The organism is Geminicoccus sp. (assembly GCF_035556675.1).
In the GTDB taxonomy this organism is placed as follows: Bacteria; Pseudomonadota; Alphaproteobacteria; order Geminicoccales; family Geminicoccaceae; genus Geminicoccus.
Genome location: NZ_DATMFZ010000040.1, coordinates 1 through 2813 on the forward strand (window position 1 = coordinate 1; position 2813 = coordinate 2813).

Genomic DNA, 2813 nt, shown 5'->3' on the forward strand with positions numbered 1-2813 from the left:
ACCTCCAACAACGTCCTGACCCAGGCCAGCGTGTCGATGCTGGCCCAGGCCAACCAGATGCCCCAGACCCTGCTCCAGCTGCTGCGCTGAGCCACCCATGCCCCCGGCACTCGCCCGTGCCGGGGGCAAGCGGATCAAACCAGGCATCAACCGAATCTTCATCTCCGCCGGGCATGATCCGCCACGACCCGGGCAGCGCCCCACAACCCCGCCTTCCGGAATACCGCCATGGCTACCAGTGCGAGCAGCTTGAGCTTCGGCAGTGTCGTCACCACCGGCGGCACCACACGCCTGTCCGGCACGAACTCGAACCTCGACATCGAGGGGCTGGTCACGTCGCTGATTGAGGCGAAGAAGATCCCGGCGGTCCGCCTGGAGACGAGAATTGCTGCCAACGACGCCAAGCAGGCCGCACTGGAAGATCTGCGCGCGATCCTGGGCGAGATCCGCTCGGCGGTGGCCGGGCTGCGCAATCCGCCAGGCACGCTCGGCATCAACGATAATCTCTTCGAGCAGAAGGAAGCCTATCTGTCGGCGGATACCACGGCCTCGCCTGCGGCCATCGTCGGCGTATCGGCCAGCAACCGGGCGCAACCTGGTAGCTTCGAGCTCAGGGTCGAGCAGCTGGCCGCCGCACAGAAGCTCGCCACCGCCAGTGTCACGGGCCTCGACCAGAAGCTCCAGGATGCGTTCGGTGGTTTTGCCGGTTCGCTGGTGCTGGGGTTGGGTGGCGGCTCGACCGCGGAGATCGCAGTCGACGGCACCATGACCATCCAGGACCTGCGCAACGCGATCAACAGCCGTAGCGCCACGACGGGAATCGCTGCCACTGTTCTGCAGGTTTCATCCAGCGAGGCCCGGCTGATCCTGACCGCGCAATCCACTGGCCGAGCGATCACGTTGGCGAACGGTGCCGGCGACGATGTGCTGGCAACGCTCGGCATTTCAGCGGACGGCGGCGCTACGGTGCAGAATCCGATCCAGGCGGCGCGCCCGGCCCGCTTCAGCATCGACGGCGTGACCATCGAGCGCGCGTCGAACAAGGTCGAGGACGTGCTCCAGGGCGTCACCCTCAACCTCTACAAGAGCGAGCCCGGCACGACGGTGACGGTCGAGATTGAGCGCTCCCTCGGTGCCGTGCAGGATCAGGTCACCCGTCTGGTCGGCGCCTACAACACGTTCCGCGACTTCATCGACCAGCATAACGTGGTCGGTGCCGATGGCACCGTCTCGTCCGACAGCCCGCTGTTCGGCAACAGCTTCCTGCGCGACATGCAGCTCAAGGTCGCGTCCATCCTGGGCGGTGCCGCAACCGGTGCAGGCGGCGGCAGCCTGCGCGAGATCGGCATCACCCTGGATCCGTCCAACCGGATGAGGATCGACGCGGACAAGCTGGGCAATGCGCTGCTCACCAATCTCGATCGGGTGCGTGATATCCTGGAGTTCCGCTTCGAGAGCAACTCCGCTGATCTGGTCTTGTTCTCGCGCAGCGGGGCCCTTCAGGACACCAGCTTCACGATCGACATCGTCGACGCCGACAATGACGGCCAGATCGACAGTGCCAGCATCGACGGCGTGGTGGTGGATGTCGCCGGCAAGGTGATCAAGGGCAGGGGCGGCACCCACTATGCTGGCCTGCAGTTCCTGTGGAGCGGCACGGGCAGCGCTTCGGTGGCGGTGACCGCCAGCCAGGGGCTGGCCGATCTCGCCTATGACGAGCTGAGCCGGGTGCTCGACGAGACAGATGGCCGGCTGGCTCGCGAGATCGAGCAGGTCGAAGGCAGCACCGCCAAGGCTCAGGCCGACATTGATCGGATCACCGAGCGGGCGGACCGCTACCGTGATCAGCTAATCATCAGATTCACGGCACTCGAGACCGCACTTGGCCAGGCCAAGGCGATGCTGCAGCAGATCCGCGCGGCCCTTGGCCAGACCGACGAGCAATGACCTCGCGACCTTTGCGGGAGCTACGCCCTTGAAGCCCTACCTGCAGCATGCCCGGGCCCTCTCCGCCTACGGCCAAGCGACCGAGACGTTGCCGGCGGCTCGCCAGATCGTGATGCTCTATGACGGCATCGTCCGTCGGATGGAGGAGGCGCGGCTGGCCTGCCTCGAGGGCCGGATCGAGGATCGCTGGCAGGCGACGCAGAAGGCCGCGCGGATCTGCGATGCCCTCCACGCGAGCCTGGATCATGACCGGGGCGGCTCCGTCGCCGCCGTCTTGGATCACTGGTACGCAATGATCGGCATGAAGATCCAGCAGGTGAACGTCAGCAACGATCCGGCAGGCTGCGCCGAGGTGATCGCCCTGGTCCGCGAAGTCCGCGCCAGCTGGGACCAGCTGAGCACACCGGCCGCCGCACCTCTTCTCACCGACAACGCCAATTTCGGTCCTGGCCGCGCTACCCAGGCCTGACCAGCTGACTGACACCCGTCCTTCCCAAGACTTCTGCGAATGCTTGGATGTCTGGTCCCAGGTGTAGGACCCGTTAGCTCCTGAAGCCAGTTCCCATCTGCTATGCATTGAGCAGCAGTTGGATGGATGGGATGACGGTCGTGCTGACGGATAGACAGTGGGCGGTGCTGGCGCCCTTGATCGAGGCGTGCCGTCCGCACCGCAAGACCCAGCACCACGACCTGCGGCGGACCATCGAGGCGATCATCTGGCGCTGCCAGAATGGCGCCAAGTGGCGCAGCCTGCCGTCTGAGTTCGGGCCTCCGTTCAGGTCTCCTGACCTGAACGCCTGCGGCGATGGATCATCCGCCTGCTGGCGGATCATGGTGGATGGCGGCGCAGACCTTCATCCGCCCTC

The 2813-nt window shown here is 65.7% G+C and carries 4 protein-coding genes; all 4 read left to right on the forward strand.

The genetic code is table 11. The annotated features are described in order from the left end of the window. A partial coding sequence (locus VNS22_RS02980) for a flagellin (protein WP_349261693.1) occupies positions 1 to 90 on the forward strand: 90 nt, incomplete at its 5' end. Positions 91 to 228: 138 nt separating this feature from the next. Further along, complete coding sequence (gene fliD, locus VNS22_RS02985) at positions 229 to 1947, forward strand: flagellar filament capping protein FliD (RefSeq protein ID WP_325729473.1); 1719 nt, start codon at positions 229 to 231, stop codon at positions 1945 to 1947. Between the two features lie 28 nt (positions 1948 to 1975). Then, positions 1976 to 2416: a flagellar export chaperone FliS gene (fliS, locus tag VNS22_RS02990; RefSeq protein ID WP_325729475.1), complete on the forward strand. Its 441-nt coding sequence runs from the start codon at positions 1976 to 1978 to the stop codon at positions 2414 to 2416. Positions 2417 to 2556: 140 nt separating this feature from the next. Further along, on the forward strand, positions 2557 to 2813 hold a 257-nt coding region (locus tag VNS22_RS02995; RefSeq protein WP_325729477.1), incomplete at its 3' end, for a transposase.

What these genes read in the sequence shown, in the direction of transcription:
- fliD (WP_325729473.1), top strand. Translation starts at nt 229, where the DNA reads ATGGCTACCAGTGCGAGCAGCTTGAGCTTCGGCAGTGTCGTCACCACC.